This window comes from Pseudolabrys taiwanensis (assembly GCF_003367395.1).
Taxonomy (GTDB): domain Bacteria; phylum Pseudomonadota; class Alphaproteobacteria; order Rhizobiales; family Xanthobacteraceae; genus Pseudolabrys; species Pseudolabrys taiwanensis.
Genome location: NZ_CP031417.1, coordinates 3,427,559 through 3,445,597 on the forward strand (window position 1 = coordinate 3,427,559; position 18,039 = coordinate 3,445,597).

Annotated in this window: 17 protein-coding genes; 7 read left to right on the forward strand and 10 right to left on the reverse strand. The window is 63.9% G+C overall.

The window, feature by feature from the left end:
- Positions 1-88 precede the first annotated feature (88 nt).
- Positions 89-1,078 carry a Bug family tripartite tricarboxylate transporter substrate binding protein gene (locus DW352_RS16315; RefSeq protein WP_115692330.1) on the forward strand — a complete coding sequence of 330 codons (990 nt, stop codon included), beginning with the start codon at positions 89-91 and terminating at the stop codon, positions 1,076-1,078.
- A gap of 155 nt (positions 1,079-1,233) precedes the next feature.
- Here DW352_RS16315 and DW352_RS16320 read toward each other — a convergent pair whose 3' ends face one another.
- On the reverse strand, positions 1,234-2,304 hold the full coding sequence (locus DW352_RS16320; protein ID WP_115692331.1) for an Ldh family oxidoreductase: 1,071 nt from the start codon (positions 2,302-2,304) through the stop codon (positions 1,234-1,236).
- Complete coding sequence (locus DW352_RS16325) at positions 2,304-2,489, reverse strand: hypothetical protein (protein WP_115692332.1); 186 nt, start codon at positions 2,487-2,489, stop codon at positions 2,304-2,306. The genes DW352_RS16320 and DW352_RS16325 overlap by 1 nt, the downstream gene beginning before the upstream one ends.
- A 180-nt stretch (positions 2,490-2,669) precedes the next feature.
- Here DW352_RS16325 and DW352_RS16330 point away from each other — a divergent pair, with 180 nt between their 5' ends.
- A complete protein-coding gene (locus DW352_RS16330; protein WP_115692333.1) occupies positions 2,670-5,015 on the forward strand; it encodes a xanthine dehydrogenase family protein molybdopterin-binding subunit in 2,346 nt (781 codons plus the stop codon).
- Positions 5,016-5,361: 346 nt separating this feature from the next.
- Here the strand turns inward: DW352_RS16330 and DW352_RS16335 are convergent, their stop codons facing one another.
- The 3 genes from DW352_RS16335 to DW352_RS16345 all read right to left on the reverse strand — a co-directional run bounded on the left by DW352_RS16335 (position 5,362) and on the right by DW352_RS16345 (position 8,991).
- Positions 5,362-6,789: an NAD-dependent succinate-semialdehyde dehydrogenase gene (locus tag DW352_RS16335; protein ID WP_115692334.1), complete on the reverse strand. Its 1,428-nt coding sequence runs from the start codon at positions 6,787-6,789 to the stop codon at positions 5,362-5,364.
- Positions 6,790-6,862: 73 nt separating this feature from the next.
- A complete protein-coding gene (locus tag DW352_RS16340) occupies positions 6,863-7,654 on the reverse strand; it encodes an enoyl-CoA hydratase (RefSeq protein ID WP_115692335.1) in 792 nt (263 codons plus the stop codon).
- Between the two features lie 143 nt (positions 7,655-7,797).
- Entirely contained in the window at positions 7,798-8,991 is a 1,194-nt protein-coding gene (locus DW352_RS16345) for a CaiB/BaiF CoA transferase family protein (protein ID WP_115692336.1), read from the reverse strand.
- 416 nt (positions 8,992-9,407) lie between these two features.
- Between DW352_RS16345 and DW352_RS16350 the strand changes: the two genes are divergently transcribed.
- The 3 genes from DW352_RS16350 (at position 9,408) to DW352_RS16360 (ending at position 12,778) form a co-directional block, all read left to right on the forward strand.
- On the forward strand, positions 9,408-10,847 hold the full coding sequence (locus DW352_RS16350) for a DEAD/DEAH box helicase (protein ID WP_115692337.1): 1,440 nt from the start codon (positions 9,408-9,410) through the stop codon (positions 10,845-10,847).
- Between the two features lie 58 nt (positions 10,848-10,905).
- Positions 10,906-11,184: a translation initiation factor IF-1 gene (infA, locus tag DW352_RS16355; protein WP_115692338.1), complete on the forward strand. Its 279-nt coding sequence runs from the start codon at positions 10,906-10,908 to the stop codon at positions 11,182-11,184.
- A 76-nt stretch (positions 11,185-11,260) separates the two neighbouring features.
- Positions 11,261-12,778: a S10 family peptidase gene (locus tag DW352_RS16360; RefSeq protein WP_115692339.1), complete on the forward strand. Its 1,518-nt coding sequence runs from the start codon at positions 11,261-11,263 to the stop codon at positions 12,776-12,778.
- Between the two features lie 93 nt (positions 12,779-12,871).
- On the opposite strand, the gene DW352_RS16365 is transcribed toward DW352_RS16360, so the two are convergent.
- The 3 genes from DW352_RS16365 to DW352_RS16375 all read right to left on the reverse strand — a co-directional run bounded on the left by DW352_RS16365 (position 12,872) and on the right by DW352_RS16375 (position 15,203).
- Positions 12,872-13,666, reverse strand: coding sequence for an IclR family transcriptional regulator (locus DW352_RS16365; protein ID WP_162827004.1), 795 nt, complete (start codon positions 13,664-13,666; stop codon positions 12,872-12,874).
- 1 nt (position 13,667) lies between these two features.
- Entirely contained in the window at positions 13,668-14,006 is a 339-nt protein-coding gene (locus DW352_RS16370) for an SDR family oxidoreductase (protein WP_162827005.1), read from the reverse strand.
- Between the two features lie 432 nt (positions 14,007-14,438).
- A complete protein-coding gene (locus tag DW352_RS16375; RefSeq protein WP_115692342.1) occupies positions 14,439-15,203 on the reverse strand; it encodes a Crp/Fnr family transcriptional regulator in 765 nt (254 codons plus the stop codon).
- A gap of 868 nt (positions 15,204-16,071) precedes the next feature.
- Between DW352_RS16375 and DW352_RS16380 the strand changes: the two genes are divergently transcribed.
- Both DW352_RS16380 and DW352_RS16385 read left to right on the forward strand, forming a co-directional pair.
- Entirely contained in the window at positions 16,072-16,659 is a 588-nt protein-coding gene (locus tag DW352_RS16380) for a response regulator (protein WP_115692343.1), read from the forward strand.
- A 15-nt stretch (positions 16,660-16,674) separates the two neighbouring features.
- Entirely contained in the window at positions 16,675-17,172 is a 498-nt protein-coding gene (locus tag DW352_RS16385; protein WP_115692344.1) for a hypothetical protein, read from the forward strand.
- A gap of 15 nt (positions 17,173-17,187) precedes the next feature.
- Here the strand turns inward: DW352_RS16385 and DW352_RS16390 are convergent, their stop codons facing one another.
- Together DW352_RS16390 and DW352_RS16395 are read right to left on the reverse strand one after the other, a co-directional pair.
- Entirely contained in the window at positions 17,188-17,628 is a 441-nt protein-coding gene (locus DW352_RS16390; protein ID WP_115692345.1) for a hypothetical protein, read from the reverse strand.
- Positions 17,625-18,014, reverse strand: a complete 390-nt coding sequence (locus DW352_RS16395) for a response regulator (RefSeq protein ID WP_115692346.1) — start codon at positions 18,012-18,014, stop codon at positions 17,625-17,627. Before DW352_RS16395 ends, DW352_RS16390 begins: the two co-directional genes overlap by 4 nt.
- Positions 18,015-18,039 lie beyond the last annotated feature (25 nt).

Sequence of the window (18,039 nt, forward strand, 5' to 3'; positions counted from 1 at the left end):
CACGGCCCGCGCTTGCCGCGACGGACGCGGCGCCATGACGCTTGGCGCCAATAGATAAGAACCATGTCGGTGCCGGGAGGAAAATGCCATGCAGACCATGGCCGCATGCCTGCGCCTTTCGTTGGCTTTCCTGTCTCTGATCGCAATAGCCCGCGACGCGCGCGCCCAAGACGCTTATCCAAGCCGCCCGATTCATATCATCGTGCCCTTCGCGCCAGGCGGCGCGTCCGATCTCGCACTCCGCCTGCTTCAGCCCGGGCTCGAGCAAGCGCTCGGCCAACCGCTTGTCATCGACAACCGATCCGGCGCGGCCGGCAATATCGGCATGGAACTCGCGGCCCGCGCGGAACCTGACGGCTACACGTTGTTTTTCGGCAATGTCGGCACCATGGCCATCAATCCGCACTTCTATGCCGACCTGAAGATCAAACCCGACAAAGACTTCGCTCCGATCTCGCTCGTGTCGGAAACGCCGGGCATCTTCATCGCGCGGCCGGATTTTCCGGCCGCATCGTTGAAGGACATGGCGGCCTATGTGAAGACGCGGCCGGGCAAGGTGAACTATGCCGCCGCCGGCATCAGCACGCTGAATACATTGGAGATGCAGCAGTTCGAGCACGCCGCCGGCTTGAAGATGATGCAGGTGCCGTACAAGGGCGGCGCCGGGCCCGCCGTCAACGATCTCATGGGCGGCCATGTCGACGTGATGTGCGTGACCTATTCGTCGGCCCTGCCCCATGTGAAGTCTGGCAAGTTGAAAGGCCTGGCGGTGACGACGCGGGAGCGCCTGAGCACATTGCCTGACGTGCCGACGGTAGTCGAACTCGGATACCCGAACAGCGTCAGTTCCTCGTGGCAAGGTCTGTTCACCGTCGCCGGCACGCCGCAGATGATCGTTGCGAAGCTGTATGCCGCCGTCGCGCAGGCGCTTGCCGATCCGGCGGTGCGCGCTCACATGGAAACGGCAGGCATGCTACCGACCCCGAGCCGGTCGCCCGACGACTTCAAGAACTACCTCGCGGCCGAATCGACGAAGTGGAGCAAGGTCGTCACCGAGCTCGGCGTCAAACCGCAGTAGCCGATGCGCGTCGCTCAGCCGCGCGGATGTGAAGGCAGTGGCGTAAACCTTTGTCGTCCCGGGCGAGCAAAGCGAGGCCCGGGACCCATACGCCGCAGCCTATCGAGAAGTCACGGCTTATGGGGTCCCCGCCTGCGCGGGGACGACAGAAAACACTAGCGCTCAGCCAACCGCTTGACGCCGAGCTCGCCCGCCATCGTGTCGAGCTGCTTCAGCAGTTCCGGCGGCAATGCGAGGCCGTTCTGCAGCCGGTCGGCACGGCGCCTGGCGCGCTCGTCGCCCGGCAGACGCACGCTGTGGCCGGGCAACGATTGCGACGCGCGTAACGACCGGACGTGACGGTCGACCTCCGCCTTGAACACATCGAGCTTCTGGAACCGCGCCGGATCGAGCGCCACCACGAACTGCCCGGTATTGGTGACGGCGTCCGGCCGATTGTTGAAGTCGACGACATCACGGCCGAATAAGGCGCCGTTGAGCGTGCCGCCGAGCAAGCCCAGCATCAGCGCGAGTCCGGCACCCTTGTAGCCGCCCATCGGCAGCAACAGCGCATGCGCGCTCTGGTGCGGATCGGTCACCGCCGCTCCGGTTGCGGGATCGACCATCCAGTCATGCGCCAGCGGCTTGTTCTGCAGGCGATGGTTCTTGATGGTGCCGTAGGAAACGATCGAGGTCGCGATATCGAGCACCACCGGCGGCTCGTCACCGGCCGGAACGGCGATGGCCAAGGGATTGGTACCGAGCAGCGGCTCGGCGCCGCCGGCCAGCGGCATATGGTTGGCACTCGCCACCGCCGAATAGAGTCCGATCATATCGGCCTTGAGCGGCAGCGCGGCATAGACGCCCGCGGCACCGGCGTGGTTCGACATGCGGCAGCCGACCCAGGCGACGCCGCATTCGCGCGCGAGTTCGACCGCCGTCTCGGCGGCGCGCGCGATCACGACGTGGCCCATACCGTTGTCGCCGTCGATCAGCGCGGTCGCGGGCGCCGTGCGCTCCACTTTGATGTCCGGACGCGGATTGATCGCGCCGATCTTCAACCGCTCGACATACTGCGACAGGCGGAACACACCATGTGCATCGGCGCCGATGAGATCGGCTTCGAGCATCAGTTCGGCGACCTTCGCGGCGTCCGCTGCCGGCAACCCCGCCTTGATCATCGCATCGGCGATCAGCCCCGTAACGGCGGCAACGGGAATGCGCGAGACGGCCATGGGCGCGTTCATCACGCCCTCCCCTGCAACAGCGCTTCCGCGCTGGTATTGAGGATCATGGTTTTGCCGGCCCGCGCGACCGTCAAACCGCGCCCACGCGCGAGAAAAAAATTGGACTCGAGATGGCGGTCGAACTCGCCGCCAGCGACCATGCAGGACGGCGCCGGCACATGCGTTTGAGCCTCAATGATACGCATTTCATCCCCTGAAATCGGCTATGAGCGCGCGATCGCGTGCGGCCTTGAGTGCCTCAGCGCCGAAGACGGCGCAAGACGCTCCACCGTGCCGCGGCCGGCCGCGCCGAAAGCCGGTTTCCCCGGCCCGGGCCCGTGCGCTAGTCTCCCGCACCCTAACGACCCCAACCTATCGGAATCTCCATGACAGCGACCACCTCCCGCCGCAGTAAGAATGAACCACGCGTGGAGGACGACGCGCTCGTGCGCGGGGCGGGCCGCTTTACGGACGACCCCAGGCTGCCCAATCAGGTTTATGGCGCGTTTGTGCGCTCGCCGCATGCGCATGCACGCATTCTCAAGGTCGACACCGAGGCCGCGCGCAAGGCCAAGAAGGTTTTGGCCGTGCTCACCGCCGCCGACATGAAGGCCGCCGGGGTCGCGAGCGTATCGCGCCACCCGCCGGTGCCGGGCCGTGGCGGCGCCACGATGGCGCTGCCGTTCCGGCCCTCGCTCGCCGGCGACAAGGTGCTGCATGTCGGCGAGCCGGTGGCGCTGGTGGTGGCGGAGACGGCGGCGGCGGCACAGGACGCGGTCGATCTCGTCGTGGTCGAATACGAGGAACTGCCCGCGGTGGTCGATCTTGCCACCGCGATGAAGGGCGAGACGCAGATCCACGCCGACGTTCCTGGCAATCTGGTGGTCGACTGGCCCGGCACGCTGGGCGAAGCCGGGCAGCAGAACGAAGTCGCGGACATCATCGCCAAGGCACCGCACGTCGCCAAAGTGCGCGTGACGAATCAGCGCATGGTGGTGGCCGCGATGGAGACGCGCGGTGCGACCGGCGTCTACGACAAGGCGACCGACAGCTACACACTCCACGCCTGCTCTCAGAGCGCCGATGCACTGCGCGCCCAGGTCGCGCCGGCCATGGGCGTGCCGAACGACAAAATGCGGGTGATCACCGAGGACGTCGGCGGCGCCTTCGGCATGAAGACACCGGTGTATCCGGAATACCCGGCGCTCTTGGTGGCGGCGCGACAGCTCGGCCGCCCCGTGCACTGGCAGGCGACGCGCTCGGAATCCTTCGTCACCGACACGCAGGCCCGCGACACCATCACCGAAGCCGAACTTGCTCTCGACGAATCCGGAAAATTCCTCGCGCTGCGCATGCGTCATCTGTGCAACCAGGGCGCCTATGTGAGCAACGCCGGCGTCCGCCTCAACACCAATAACTTCGCCTGCTGCCTCCCCGCCATGTATCTGATCCCGAAGATCGACGCTTCGGCGGCCTGCTACTTCTCCAACACGCTGCCGATCGGGCCTTATCGCGGCGCGGGGCGGCCGGAGGCCAACTACGCGCTCGAGAAGGTGGTCGAGGAAGCCGCGCGCATCACCGGCATCGACAAGATCAAGCTGCGCAAGAAGAACTTCATTCCCAAGTCCAAGATGCCGTACAAGACGGCGGTCGGCACCGTCTACGACAGCGGCGATTTTCCCGGCCTGTTCGAGAAGGCACTGACCGTCGCCGACTATGCCAATTTCGCCAAGCGCAAGCGTGAGAGCGCGAAGCGTAAGAAGTATCGCGGCATCGGCATTTCATGCATGCTCGAGCACGCTGGCTCGCTGCCGCTGGAAGAAGCTTCGGCGACGTTCACCGACGGCGACACCATCGTTCTTGGCTGCAATGTGCAATCGACCGGCCAGAGCCACGCCACCGTGTTCGGCCGCCTGCTCGCCGGCAAGCTCGGCATCGATCCCAAGCACATTCGGCACAAGCACGGCGATACCGCGCTCGGCCTGACCGGCTTCGCCTCGGTCGGCTCGCGCTCGGCCATGTGCGCCGGCAATGCCATCGTGCATGTCGCCGATGTGGTGATCGCCAAAGGCAAGAAAGTCGCCTCCGCTCTGCTGGAAGCGTCTGAAAGCGACATTCAATTCGGCGACGGCATGTTCACTGTGGTTGGCACCGACCGCAAGATCTCGCTGTTCGATGTGGCGCGCCGCGCCAAGGAGATCGGCGGCAAGGGCGACATCCCGGCGACGCTCGACACCAAGGACAAGGCGGAAACGCCGCTCACTTACCCCAATGGCTGCCACATCGCCGAGGTGGAGATCGACCCCGACACCGGGCACATGGACATCGTCACCTATACGGCGGTGGACGACCCCGGCAACGTGCTCGACGAAATTGTCGTCGAAGGCCAGGTGCAGGGCTCGCTGGCGCAGGGGCTTGGCCAGGCGCTGATCGAGAACGCTGTCTACGACGCCGACAGCGGGCAGCTCATCACCGGCTCCTTCATGGATTACGGCATGCCGCACGCCGAGATCATGCCGATCGAGTTTCGCGACGCGATCTATGCGGTGCCGGCGACGACCAACCCGCTGGGCGTCAAAGGCTCGGGCGAAGCCGGCACCACCGCGGCGATCGCGGCGGTGATGAACGCGGTCGCCGACGCGATCCCGAACGGCGCGGCCAATTACATGGAAATGCCGGCAACGCCGTCGAAGATCTGGGAAGCGTGCCAGAAGGCGGCGCAGGCAAAGTAGCGGTCACGACATCCGTGCCGTCATCCTGAGGCGCGCGCGGGTGGACCACACGCTCGGCGTCATGCCCGGGCTCGACCCGGGCATCCATGATGACTCTCCGCGAATGGGGACTTAAGTACGGTCCTCTTTGCGGAACCGCGTCATGGATTGCCGGGTCAAGCCCGGCAATGACAGCAACGAAGTCTGCAACGCGAGCAAATGGCCAGGCAATGCCCAGCCTTCTGTGTTCGGGATCTCCGCTGTCATGCCCGCAAAAGCGGGGCATCCAGTCATCGCAGGCGCATCCGCACGTCGTAACGCATCGGGTACTGGATTCCCGCTTGCGCGGGAATGACCGGAAACAGCCTCACGCCTGCGAGATGAACTTCGTATTCATATACGCCTGCAGGCCTTCGATACCGCCCTCGGAGCCGTAGCCCGACTCCTTGATGCCGCCGAACGGCGTTTCCGGCGTCGAGATCGCCACGCTGTTGATGCCGACCATGCCGGACTGAATGGCATCGCCGATTGCGGTTGCGGTCGCACCCGACGAGGTGAAGGCATATGCGGCGAGACCGTATTCGAGCGAGTTCGCGCGCTCGACGACTTCGTCGAACGTCTTGAACGGCACGATCGGCGCCAGCGGGCCGAACGGCTCCTGCGTCATGATCTTGGAATCGTCCGGCACGTCGGTGATCACCGTCGGCTGGAAAAAGAAACCCTGGTTGCCGTGACGCGAACCGCCGGCCAGGATCTTGCCGCCGCGATCCTTGGAGTCGTTGACGAAGGATTCCATGGCATCGAGCCGGCGCGCATTGGCGAGCGGCCCCATGGTGATGCCCTTCTCGAGACCGTCACCGAGCTTGATGCCCTTGGCATATTCGGTGAAGCGGGCGACGAACTTGTTGTAGTTCTGCTCCTGCACGTAGAAGCGCGTCGGCGAGATGCAGACCTGCCCGGCGTTGCGATACTTGAACGCCGCGATGGTGTCGGCCGCCTTCTCCGGATCGGCGTCGGCGAAGACGACGACGGGAGAATGACCGCCGAGCTCCATCGTCGCTTTCTTCATGCCCTTGGCGGCGAGACCGGCGAGCAATTTGCCCACGGGAATCGAGCCGGTGAACGAGATCTTCTTGACGGCATCGGCGGTGATCAGATGCTCCGACACGGTCGACGGCACACCGAACACCAAGTTGAGCACACCCGCCGGCAACCCGGCGTCGGCGAAGCACTTCACCAGTTCGACGCAAGCGCCGGGCGTTTCTTCCGAAGCCTTGATGATGATCGAGCAGCCGGCACCGAGCGCACCCGCGATCTTGCGCACCGGCGTCAGCGTCGGGAAGTTCCAAGGCGTGAAAGCCGCGACGACACCAACCGGCTCCTGCGTGACAAGCTGACGCACACCGTTCTGACGGCCCGGCACGAGACGGCCATACGAGCGACGCCCTTCCTCGGCACACCAGTCGATGATGTCGGCGGAGGTGAGCACCTCACCGCGCGCCTCCGGATAGACCTTGCCCTGCTCCTGCACCAACACCTTGGAGACGTGATCGGCACGCTCGCGCAGGAGGTCCGCGGCCTTGCGCATGATCTTTGAGCGGTCATACGCGGTGGTCGCCTTCCAGAGCTTGAAACCTTTCTCCGCCGCGGCCAGCGCCGCATCGAGATCGGCTGCCGAAGCATGCGGCAAATGCGCGAGCACTTTGCCGGTCGCGGGGTTCACCACGTCCTCGCCCTTGCGGCCTTCGCCGCCCAGCCATTTTCCATCAATGAAAAGCTGCAGATCGGTGTACATGCTCAACCTCGCGATTTCCGTCCCAATATTATGGCGGCTGGATTAGCACTTTTTGTCAGTTGTCGTCACGGGGCTAAGTGCCCGTGAAGACCGGCTTTCGCTTCTCCATGAAAGCCCGGCGGCCCTCGATGAAATCGTTGGAGGCGAAACAGGCCTGCACCATCGCCTCGCATTTGGCGAGATCGCGTTTGTCTTCATCGACGAAAGCTTGCGCGACCATGAACTTCACGGAATCGACCGTGAGCGGCGCGTTCTCAGCGATCGTGTCGGCATAGTTCTTCACATAGGCCTCAAGCTCGCTATCGGACAGAACGCGATTGACGAGACCCATCTGCTGCGCCTCGGCGGCGGTGAATTGCCGCGCGGTGAAAAAGATCTCCTTGGCGTAAGACGGCCCGACGAGATCGACCAGCTTTTTGAGCGGCGCGAAGCGATAGCCGATCGAGAGCTTGGCGGCCGGCACGGCGAACTTCGACCCCTCGGTCGCGATGCGCATGTCGCAGCACAGCGCGAGGCCGACGCCGCCGCCGATGCAATAACCGCGGATCATGGCGATCGTCGGCTTCGGGAAATCGTAAAGCGCAGCGTAAGCGCGATCGACGGCCTCGTTATAACGATCGGACGCTTCCTTGGAGGCGCGCTCGCTCTCGAACTTGGAGATGTCGGCGCCCGAAACGAAGGCCTTGCCACCGGCGCCGGTGACGACGACCACGCGGATGTTCTTGTCGTCCTTGAATTCGGCGAGATAGCTCTCCGCCGCCTCCCACATCTCCAGCGACACGGCGTTGTGCCGCTCGGGATTGTTGAAGGTGAGATAGCCGACGTGTCCCTCTTTGCGGGACAGCATCTTGTCGGTCAGGGCCATTATTCAAATCCTTCTCTGAACATTCACTAGATGCGTCATTCCGGGGCGCGCTGAACGCGCGAACCCGGAATCCAGAACGACCGTCAGGGCTTTTGTCTGGATTCCGGGTTCACGCGCTCACGCGCGTGCCCCGGAATGACGAATCACACCACCTTCGCTTGATGCAGGGCGGCGATCTCGGCGTCCGCAAACCCGAACTCCTTGAGCACCTCGTCGGTGTGCTGCCCCTGGGCGGGCGGCGTCGCAACGATGTGGCTCGGCGTGCGCGACAGCGCGAAGGGTTGACCGACAAAGACCTGTTCGCTCCCGTCCGGACGCTTGGCCGGTTGCGCGATGCCGAGGTGCTTCACCTGCTCGTCGGCGAACATCTGATCGATGGAATAGATCGGGCCGCAGGGCACGCCGACCTTGTTGAAGATGTCGATCCATTCCGCGCTGGTCTTAGCCGCCGTCTTTGCCTCGATCGCGGCATTGCAGGCGTCGCGATTCTTCGAGCGCAATGCGCTGCTGCTGTACAAGGGATCGTTGATCAGTTCGGACGCGCCGATGGCGTTGCAAAGCCGCTCCCACATCACCTGCCCGGTGGAGGCGATGTTGATATGGCCGTCCTTGGTCTTGAACACGCCGGTCGGAATGCTGGTCGGGTGATTGTTGCCCGCCTGCTGGGCCACCTCGCCCATTTGCAGCCAGCGCGCGGCCTGGAAGTCGAGCATGAAGATCTGCGCTTGTAGCAGCGAGGTCTGCACCCATTGCCCCTCGCCCGACACGTCCCGCTCCAAGAGCGCGGTCAGAATGCCGATCGCACAGAACAAACCGGCGCAGAGATCGGCGACCGGTATACCGACGCGCACCGGCCCCTGACCGGGTAGGCCGGTGATCGACATCAGCCCGCCCATGCCTTGCGCGATCTGGTCGAAGCCCGGCCGGTCGCGATAAGGGCCGTCCTGACCGAAGCCCGAGATGCTGCCGAGGACGATGCCTTTGTTGATCTTCTTCAGGCTCTCGTAATCGATGCCGAGACGGTCCTTCACATCCGGGCGGTAGTTTTCAACCACCACGTCGGCCTTCTCGACCAGCCGCTTGAAGGCGGCGAGGCCCTGCGGCGATTTCAGGTCGAGATTGATGCTGCGCTTGTTGCGGTGCAGGTTCTGGAAGTCGGCATTATCGCGCGGCCCGCCGGGCCCTTCGCCTTTTTCCAGGTGCGGCGGCGTTTCGATCTTGATGACGTTGGCACCCCAATCCGCCAGTTGGCGGACGCAGGTCGGGCCGGATCTGACGCGGGTGAGATCGAGGACGGTGAAGCGAGAAAGGGCCTGAGAAGCCCTGGGAAACGACATTTTCGACGACTCCGACGATATGACTGGCGCTTATCGCGGGGATTGGGGAGGGTCGAACAATCCCCGATCCGCCCCGGCTTGTCTATTGCCGTACCGTCATTTCGGCCTCGCGCATACCGTGCGCCGGCGCTCGCCGTTGCACCGATCCGGAACCACTTTGTTTATCATTTCGCGGCTTTTGGGGGCCCGATGCCTTGAAAAGACCACGCGCGCCTGTCATATCAACCGTGCGGATGAAAGACCCGGATTCGGGTTTCGCGGGCTGCGTGCACGAATTTCATCACCGATTTTCGCCCCGCTTCCTCCGTTTTCCTTGACCTCACGACAACCCTGGTCACGCGGGATGTCTTAAGACCCCGCGATTCCGCCGCCCACGCCCGTGGGACGGCCGCTTCGCCGTACAGAAAAGAGCTGTTTTGACTTCATTCAACGACTTCGGCCTCGCTGAGCCGATTCTTCGTGCCCTCGCCGAAGAGAAGTACGTTACCCCCACCCCGATCCAGGCCCAGACCATCCCGCTCGCCCTTGAAGGCCGCGACGTGATCGGCATTGCCCAGACCGGCACCGGCAAGACCGCGTCCTTCGCGCTGCCGATCCTGAACCACCTCGTCAACAACCGCGTGCGTCCGGCGCAGAAGGCCTGCCGCGTGCTGGTCCTCTCGCCGACGCGCGAACTCTCCGGCCAGATCGCCGACAGCTTCCGCGCCTACGGCCGTCATATCCGTCCGCTCGCGGTCGAGCTGGCGATCGGCGGCGTGCCGATCAACCGCCAGATCCGCGCCGTCGCGCGCGGCGTCGAAGTGCTGGTGGCAACGCCCGGCCGCCTTCTCGATCTCGTCAACAGCCGCGCGCTGACGCTCGACAAGATCGAAGTGCTGGTGCTGGACGAAGCCGACCGCATGCTCGACATGGGCTTCATTCACGACATCAAGCGCATCGTCGCGATGCTGCCGAAAGAACGGAAGACCTTGTTCTTCTCGGCCACCATGCCGCAGCAGATCGTGCAGCTCGCCGGCTCGATGCTGCGCGACCCGGCCAAGGTGTCGGTGACGCCGCAGTCGACCACCGCCGAGCGCATCGCCCAGCGTATCATCCATGTCGACAAGCCGGCCAAGGCCGCGCTGCTGGCGGAAGTGCTGAGCACCGAGAAGATCGACCGCGTGCTGGTCTTCACCCGCACCAAGCACGGCGCCGACAAGGTCGTGCGCACGCTGCAGAAGGCCGGCCACGCCGCGGAAGCGATCCACGGCAACAAGTCGCAGAACCAGCGCGAGCGCGTGCTCGCGGCGTTCCGCTCCGGTGAGTTGCGCACGCTGATCGCCACCGACATCGCCGCCCGCGGCATCGACGTCGACGGCGTCAGCCATGTCGTCAACTTCGATCTGCCGAACATTCCGGAGAGCTACGTCCACCGCATCGGCCGCACCGCGCGCGCCGGCGCCGAGGGTGTCGCCATCTCGTTCTGCGATCACGAGGAGCGCGGCTATCTGCGCGACATCGAACGTTTGATCCGCATGCAGATTCCGGCGACCGACCGGCGCACCGGCAAGCCGCAGGCTGAGGCCGCGCAGGGTGCCGCGCCGCATCATCATCCCGGCAACCGGCAGAACGGCCGGCCGCACCGCCGCGGCGGCAACGAGCATCGCGGTCATGGTGGCGGTCAGGGCCCGAAGAACGGGAATGGCCAGCACGGCCGTCCCCAGCACAATGGCCAGCATGGCGGCCGTCCCCAGGGACGGCGCCCCGAAGCGGCGGTCGTCGCGCAAGGGGAGCCAAGCGGCATTGAAAATGTTACATTCATGCAGCGCCCGCAGGCGTCGCGCCGGAACGCCGGCCACCATCGCGGGCCGCGCTAGCGCTTGATACCGGCAACAATCAAGCGCAAAGCAAGTTGAGGCGACTGGAGAGAACTGGATGGCGAAGGAAGAGCTGCTGGAGTTCGACGGTACGGTGACGGAAGTGCTGCCCGACGGCAATTTCCGTGTGAAGCTGGACAACGAACACGAGGTGCTGGCTTACACGGCGGGCAAGATGCGGAAATTCCGCATCCGCACCGGCGTGGGCGATCGCGTGATCGTTGAAATGTCGCCGTACGATCTTGCGCGCGGACGCATCAGCTTCCGCCACAAGGGCGAGGCGCCGACGTCTGCTCCGCAGCAGCGCCGGCCGAACTTCCGCGGCGGCCGTCGCTAAGGCTTAACTGTCCGGTCGGGCTGGCCGGGGCTACGCGTTCGGGGCACGCATTTCCTCAATCGGAGTGCCGCCTGCCATGAAGCTTCAAACGGCTTTACGTTTCACGCTGGCGATCCTTCTCGCCAGCGTTTCGCTGTCGGTTCAGGCGCAAGAGCGCCCGAACGGCCGTGGCGGCGAACGGCCGCGCGCGGAGCAGCAGCAACAGCAGGCGCCAGGCAAAGGCGTATTGCGCCTTCTGCCCGGCGACAGCGTTACCGAGCACAGCATCGACCTGCCGAAAGGCAAGCTCGCCTATACGGCGACCGCCGGCACGCTCGCCCTCTACGATCAGTCGGGCGAGCAAAGCGCCGCCATCTTCTACACGGCCTACGTCGCCAAGGACGCGGCGCCGGGCCGTCCGGTGACCTTCGTCTTCAATGGCGGACCCGGCGCGGCCTCGGCCTTTTTGCATCTCGGGCTGGTCGGCCCGCGCGTCCTCGATCTTGGACCGGACGCGCGCGATGCCGCGCAGGCCAAGCTGGTCGACAACCCCAATACCTGGCTCGCCTTCACCGACCTGGTGCTGATCGATCCGGTCGGCACCGGCTGGAGCCGTGCCGCCAAGCAGGACGACGCCAAGAATTTCTGGAGCATCGACAGCGACGCCAACGCGATGGCCAAGGTCATCGCGCTGTATGTCGGCAAGAACGATCGTTCCGGCTCGCCCAAATACCTGCTGGGCGAAAGCTATGGCGGCTTCCGCGCCGCCAAGACCGCGCGCGCGCTGGTGCGCGAGCAAGGCATCCCAATCAACGGCATCGTCATGCTGTCGCCCTTCCTCGAAGGTTGGATGACCTTCGGCGACGACAACTCGGCCTTGCGGGCGGCGCTGACGCTGCCGTCGCTCGCGGCCGCCGAACTCGAGCGCAAGAATACGCTGAATGCACAGACGCTGGCCGCCGCCGAGAAGTTCGCGATGACGGACTATCTGACGACGCTCGCCGGCCGGCCGCCCCAAGGCGATGCGGCGAAAGCATTCTACGCGCGCGTCGCGGAAGTGAGCGGGTTGCCGCTCGACACCGTCACCGAGGCGCGCGGCTTCATTACCGACGCCTACCTCAGGCGCTTGCGCGCGGGCAAGATCGTCAGCCGCTACGACGCGACATTCGCCGTCGACGATCCCTTCCCCGAACAAAACAATCCGCGCACCCCCGATCCGGTGCTAGACGGCGTGTCGCGCGCCTATGGCGGAGCCTTCGCGGCTTACGCCCGCAACGAACTCGGTTTCAAGACGGAGATGACCTACGCGCTGCTCGCCAATGACGTGACGCGTCACTGGGATTGGCAAGGCGGCCGCGGCCAGGCGAGCGCCGACTCGGACATCCGGGTGCTGCTGTCGTTCTCGCCGTCGTTCCGCCTGCTGATTGCGCACGGCTACAGCGACATGGTCACGCCCTATCCCATGTCGCGCTACGTGCTCGATCATCTGCCGCCGGACAGTCCGCCCGGACGCGCCCAGCTCAAGCTCTATCGCGGCGGTCACATGCTGTATCTCGACCCGCGGTCGCGGCAGGCCTTCAGCACCGACGCGGCGGCATTCTATCGCGGCGAATAAGCGCCCGAGGTCGCGACGGGCGTCCTCGCGAAGGACAAGCTCACATTTGCGGCTTATCTCGAGCCGGCCCCTCTTTCGACGCTCCGCGCGTGATCAATGCGCGTCGCGCACATATTTTCCGATCACGCTATGGAAAGCAGCCAGAATGTCGTCACGGCGCGAGGCGATACGCGACGTCATGCCGGCATTGCCGACCACCATCTGGTCGCCGAACGGGCCGACCGGCAGCAATACCGCGAGGTTCGCAGCATTCGGAATCGTGTCCGCCGAATAGCCGTAACCATCTCGGCGGATACGGTCGAGGATGGGGACAAGCGACTTGAAGGTAACGCGGCGTTCCGGACGCTTCTGCTCCGCATTGATGCGCGTCACAAGCGACTCCAGTTCCGGCCGGTCCAGCGTGCTCAGAATCATATGGCCCATCAACGCGCGGGTGAGCGGACGCGCTTCCCCGGGTCGGGTATGATGAACCGTATCGAGAGCACCTTGCACGACGGCGAGGACTTCGACGTAGAGCCCGTTGCGGGTCGCGAGGATGACCGTATCCCCGGTGATGCGGTTGATCTCGTCGATCAGGTTCATCAGGTTTCCAGACTTGAACATCGCATCGTTCAGCCAGTTGCCCAACAGTGTGATGCGCATCGACGGAGCGTAGGTCCGATCCTGCCGGATCAGGTAGCCCATGCGAATCAGCGAGCGGAGCAACATCGACGCGCTGGACTGCGGCAGCGACAGCGCATCGGCGATGTCGGTGAGCCGTAGCGGCCGCTTCACGTCGCGGAACAGCTCGAGCACTTCGATCGAACGTCCGGCCGATTTGACGACCTCCTTGCTGCGCCGCCCGATGACGGCGCTCGCACCCCGTTCGCCTTTGGTCTTCATCAGCATGTCATGACGCCTGACCGCGATGGCGCAGGCCCGCATCAACGCGCAGTGCCGCACCGCTGACATAGGTCGCGCACGCCGCCAACGCGAGGGGCGCCACGGCATCGGCGACCTCTTGTGGCGTGCCCGCGCGCGTGATCGGCAAATCCTGCAACAGCTCAGGCCCGCGCGCTTCGTCGTTGAACGTCTGCCGCGCCCGCCGAAGGATACCTTCCTTGAAGCGATCCGACATGATCGACCCCGGATTGACACAAGTCACCCGCACGCCATACCGCACGCTCTCGCCGCGAAGCGCCAGCGTGAACGAGTTGAGCGCGGCATTGCCGTGCAGCCGGCGATGCACTTCCAGTCCGGCCGTTCGCCGGCCATGCCATTTACATTGACGATGTTACCATGACTGCGGGCGGACATACGCTGGAAAATAATACGGGTCAGGTCGATGAAGCCAAATACCTTCAGGTCCGCAGCCGCGCTGCGCAACGCCGGCGCCGGAATATGGCGAGCACAACGACGAGGTGCTGAGCGAACTCGGCTATGCAGCAGGGGAGATCGACGCGCTAAGGCGCAAGAAGGTGATCTAGAGTCTGTTCCGTTTAGCGGAATCGAACCACACGCCATTCGTCCCCGCGAGCGCGGGGACCCAGGGGGCGCGGGCACAAGCATCTCAGGCGCGCGCTGGATCCCCGCTTTCGCGGGAATAAGCGGATGCCGCCTGAAGCCGCCGGTCAGGCCTTCACGATTGTAAGTTTTTTGCGCGAGCGTCGCGGCTCGCAGCTCAGCGCTTGTTGGCGACGCGACGGAAGCCGACCGGATCGAGAATGGTCAGGGAGCGCTCGCTGATCTTGATGAGACCGTTGCGGCGGAATTCCGACAGCACCTTGCTGACGTGCACGGGGGTCAGGCCGGTCGCGTCGGCAATGTGGTGCTGACGCAGCGGAAACTCCAACTCCAGCGGATCGCCATGCACCATGTTCCGCTTCACCAGGCGATCGACCAGATTGAGGATCAGCCGCGCGATGCGTTCGTCGGCGGTACGCCGCCCGAGATCGACGATGAGCTGGTCGGCGCGCGACTTCTCCTCGATCCAAGCCTTGGAGAGCTTCTCCATGAGATCGGCGTGCTTGAACAGGATTTCCTTGAGCTCCGAGCGCTTGAATGAGCGATAGCGCACCTCGGTCACTGCCTCCACGAAGCAGTGCGGTCGCGGCTCGAACAAGAGCGCGGTCGAAACGATGTCGCCCGGAAGAAGGAAGGACAGGATCTGACGGCTGCCGTCCGAGAGCATGATGGCCGAAGCGGCCCATCCCGTGCAGATGATCGGGACCGCGTCATGCAGATCCTGTTCGCGGCAGATGATTCGCCGCGCCGGAACGGTCAGATCGCTCTGAGCGATTTCATAGGGCTTCGGACGGGAGAAAGCCCACGCTGCCTCGGCGACAGCTTGGCAGATATTGAGATCGAAAGCGGGACAGGCCGAACAGGAAAGCTGGGCGGGACTCGCCTTCTTCTCGAAATCTTCGATTCCAATCTGAGCATTCATGAATGTCGGCTTTCGACCTTGTAGCCTTCCCGTACACAGATGACGCTACAAACTCGGACCGCACTATGAGGTAGCTTGCCTACCCACCATCGGCATCGGACGCGCCGGGCCCCCTCTCATAGGCAATTGCTATATTTTTACAACCGGTATTTGGTAATTCGTCGTCCGGGAATCACGCGCGCAACATTAAAAGACGTGGCTTTAGTGTGGCCTGCGATTCGTAGCGAGTATGTCACTCGCCGAACAATTGTTCCATGAACCGCAAAGCGAGCGTCGGCTTCCTCCAACGCGGCTTTCCGCCGACAAAGGAATGCGCAAAAGCGCTGTGCCAGTGGCGTTTGCACGCGCTTTGATGCCCACAACCATCGCTTGCGAAATATCTTGAGTCTTTCATATGTCTGATATTTTGACTCAAGTTCCCACGCGCCCCTCGATTTGATTCGCGCAGCGCTGCGCCAAGAAACGTCGATTATGGTACCGGCTATCCGCGCACCGCGGGCAACGGAAGGCAATCGATGGTTGTGGCCGCTTGGCCGCCGTGCGCCGGCTAAGCGATCGCGCTTCGGCCGGCTGAGATGAGGCCCACGAACAAGACCCGGACCTAAGCCGCCCGAATACTTTCCCCCTAGGCATTCGCCGGCGAATCATATGAAGCTGTTCGTTGCGATAGGCTGTAATGCCGAGTTCTTTGGCGTTGCGTCCGGCCCGCCGCCCGGTTTTCACATGTCATAAGAGAGCTGGGAATCGTCGGCGTTGTGTCGGGCGTGGGGTTCGAAGCGGTTCGTTTCTGTTGAGTCCGGCTTTTGAGGCCCCGGCGCCAAGGCCCAGTGCTCCAGTACGTGCTACCGAGGCCTGACCAGGGACAAGTATGAGCCGCCCCACCATCAATCTCCGCGACCTGGTGGTCCTCATCGCAGATCCAAGTCCTTATCTGTCGATGATCGCGCACAGCATTCTACGCGGTTTCGGCACCAACAAGGTGCTGGAAGTTCGCAATTCGATGGGCGTCGTTCAGACGCTGAGCGCACAGAAGATCGACATCCTCCTGTGCGACGCGCGTCTGCCCCCTCATGGCGGGCTTTCGTTGACCAAAGCCATCCGCCGCAAGGTGGACAACGAAAACCGCATGATCCCCATCCTGGTGATGAGCAACGACACACGCGAGACCACCATCCGGCAGGCGCGCGACGCCGGCGCCAACATGGTGATCGCCAAGCCGATGTCGCCGGCGAGTCTGTACGATCGCCTGGCGTGGATTGCCTTGACGCCGCGGCAATTCGTCGACGCCCCCACCTATTTCGGTCCGGACCGCCGCTTCAAGATCGAGGGCTATCCGGGCGGCGTTGGCCGCCGCAAGGGCGACCACATCGTCGACGTGGCCAAGGAAGAAGGGCCGTCGCTCGCGCAGGACGACATCGACAATCTCTTCAGTGCCGCGCGGTTCGGAAAAGACTGATAGCGAAAGATCCTGATGACGGACGGTAACGAAAGCGAACCGCGCGTTTTCACGGTCGAGACGCGCTTTCAAAAGCTCGCCCGGCAGCCGGGCGGGATTTCGCGCGAGAAGGCGATCGAGAACGCCACGGCAAAGATCGAAGAGATCAAGCCCACGTTCGACGATTGGGTCGGCACCGAGCTCGAATCCCTCTCCACCCTGATCAAGACGGTGCAGGCGGGCAGCGCTCAGCCGGATTGGATCGAGGCGGCGAATCTGCACAGCCGCCAGATCCGCGACGCCGGCACCACCATGGGCTCGGAACTGCTGACGTTTATCGCCAGCTCATTCTGCGAGGTACTGGACGCGATCGAGGCCGGCGCGGAATGCAATATGGAATCCATCACCTGCCATCTCGATGCGATGTTCCTCGCGCGGCAGCGGCGATATCACGGCATGAAGCCGGCCGACGTGCCGGAGCTCACCAAGGGCTTGCGGCGGGTGGTCGAGGTCGTCAGCACGACACCGAACTGAAGCGGCGGCCGGTTCTCAAAAGACGGTTTCTTCCGACACCTTCGAGGCCGACAGGTCCAGCATCAGGCTGCGCAAATGGCGCGCCAGGCGATCCTTGAGATCGGCGACCGAGATCACCGCGAGAACCTCGTGGTCGGTATCGTGCACGGTGTCATGCGCCGTCGGCGCGGCGCCCGTAATCGCCGACAACTTGCTCAGCACTTCACTCAAAGTGGCGAACTCCTGCTGCAGCCGGTCGAAATCCTGAAGCGCGACTACCAGCTCGCGGTCGGCCTGCGGCTGCCGGTGAATCGTGATGTCGGTGACACGCGCAACGGTTTCCTCAAAGCCAGCCACTGTCTCGCGAAGAACGACAGCGATCGCCGCGAGGAAGGTCTTGAGGTCCTCGGACGGTCCGCCATTCTCCGGCGCGACGCCGATGGACTCGGCGTCGCTGCTTGCCGGTACTGCGTTCACGAGAGACGCCCCACCACCTGCTCGATCTTGGTCTTCAGGATGTCGGCTGTGAACGGCTTGACGACATAGTTGTTCGCGCCGGCCTGCGCCGCCTTCACCACCAGTTCGCGATCGCCGCGGCCGGTGACGAGGATGAAGGGAATGCGGCGCGCGGCGGGGTGGCCACGTACCGAGCGCAGAAGCTCCATCCCGTCCATTTCCGGCATATTGTAGTCGGAGATGATCAGGTCCAGCGGCTGGGTCGACGCGGTATCCATGGCCTGCACGCCATTTTCCGCCTCGTGGATGTGGCGCACCCCGATCTGCTCGAGGGTGATGCGCGTCATTTGTCGCACGCTGTTCTGGTCGTCGACGACGAGGACCTTAAGTGCGGCTGCGATCGGCATTGAAACTACTCCTCATGAAGCCTGC

Coding starts and splice junctions, on each gene's coding strand:
- DW352_RS16315 (WP_115692330.1), top strand. CDS start 89: ATGCAGACCATGGCCGCATGCCTGCGCCTTTCGTTGGCTTTCCTGTCT.
- DW352_RS16320 (WP_115692331.1), bottom strand. CDS start 2,304: ATGAACGCGCCCATGGCCGTCTCGCGCATTCCCGTTGCCGCCGTTACG.
- DW352_RS16325 (WP_115692332.1), bottom strand. CDS start 2,489: ATGCGTATCATTGAGGCTCAAACGCATGTGCCGGCGCCGTCCTGCATG.
- DW352_RS16330 (WP_115692333.1), top strand. CDS start 2,670: ATGACAGCGACCACCTCCCGCCGCAGTAAGAATGAACCACGCGTGGAG.
- DW352_RS16335 (WP_115692334.1), bottom strand. CDS start 6,789: ATGTACACCGATCTGCAGCTTTTCATTGATGGAAAATGGCTGGGCGGC.
- DW352_RS16340 (WP_115692335.1), bottom strand. CDS start 7,654: ATGGCCCTGACCGACAAGATGCTGTCCCGCAAAGAGGGACACGTCGGC.
- DW352_RS16345 (WP_115692336.1), bottom strand. CDS start 8,991: ATGTCGTTTCCCAGGGCTTCTCAGGCCCTTTCTCGCTTCACCGTCCTC.
- infA (WP_115692338.1), top strand. CDS start 10,906: ATGGCGAAGGAAGAGCTGCTGGAGTTCGACGGTACGGTGACGGAAGTG.
- DW352_RS16360 (WP_115692339.1), top strand. CDS start 11,261: ATGAAGCTTCAAACGGCTTTACGTTTCACGCTGGCGATCCTTCTCGCC.
- DW352_RS16365 (WP_162827004.1), bottom strand. CDS start 13,666: ATGCTGATGAAGACCAAAGGCGAACGGGGTGCGAGCGCCGTCATCGGG.
- DW352_RS16375 (WP_115692342.1), bottom strand. CDS start 15,203: ATGAATGCTCAGATTGGAATCGAAGATTTCGAGAAGAAGGCGAGTCCC.
- DW352_RS16380 (WP_115692343.1), top strand. CDS start 16,072: ATGAGCCGCCCCACCATCAATCTCCGCGACCTGGTGGTCCTCATCGCA.
- DW352_RS16385 (WP_115692344.1), top strand. CDS start 16,675: ATGACGGACGGTAACGAAAGCGAACCGCGCGTTTTCACGGTCGAGACG.
- DW352_RS16395 (WP_115692346.1), bottom strand. CDS start 18,014: ATGCCGATCGCAGCCGCACTTAAGGTCCTCGTCGTCGACGACCAGAAC.